The sequence below is a fragment of the Synechococcus sp. BA-120 BA3 genome (genome assembly GCF_034931285.1).
Lineage (GTDB): Bacteria > Cyanobacteriota > Cyanobacteriia > PCC-6307 > Cyanobiaceae > Cyanobium.
The window spans coordinates 1-631 of sequence record NZ_JAYGHZ010000511.1 but is presented as its reverse complement, the minus strand read 5'-3'; the positions used below and the strand labels follow the sequence as shown (position 1 = coordinate 631).

Sequence of the window (631 nt, the reverse complement as noted above, 5' to 3'; positions counted from 1 at the left end):
CTGGGGACCTGGAGCAGGTCGGCGGCGCGGATGCGGGAGATCAGGCGGGTGGTGGTGACGCGGGTGGTGCCGATCAGCTCACCGATGCGCTCATGGGTGAGGCGGAAGGGAAGGTCGCACCAGGGTCCGCAGCGGCGGCCCAGACGGCGCACCAGCAGGGAGAGCAGGGCGTGGAGCCGCTGCTCGGCGCTGCCGAGGTGGCGGATGCGCAGCAGCTGCAGGGTCCACTCGTTGACCGGATCGAAGCCATGGCCTTCGAGGGGCTCGGCATCGCTGCGGAAGCAGAGGGGGGTGAGGGCCTCAACGCAGACGCCCTCGCTGCAGAGACGGTCGGTGCGGAGCTGGTCGCCGCTTTGGAGAAAGGCCAGGGTCATGCCCTCGGTCTCCTCACAGGGGCAGTAGACGCGGGCGATGCCGTCGAGGACCTCGAGGCAGGAGCCGCCGGGGCGCGGGGTGGGATCAAGCAGGACCGTCTGACCGGCGGGCATGCGCACGGCGGCGACGGGATCGTCGGGGAGGAAGCGGTAACGCATCGGGCGAAGGAAGGGGGCCTTATTGCGAATGGCTCTCAACCTAGGCGATCCACCGCCACTTTTGCAAGCGATTCTCAATAGCAGCTGGTGGTTGCGAA

At 68.6% G+C, this 631-nt stretch carries 1 protein-coding gene; it reads right to left on the bottom strand.

Annotation, left to right across the window (positions count from 1 at the left end; translation table 11 throughout):
* Positions 1-533, bottom strand: a 533-nt coding sequence (locus VB737_RS17220) for a Crp/Fnr family transcriptional regulator (RefSeq protein ID WP_500314774.1), incomplete at its 3' end; no start/stop codon positions are given.
* Between the last annotated feature and the right edge of the window lie 98 nt (positions 534-631).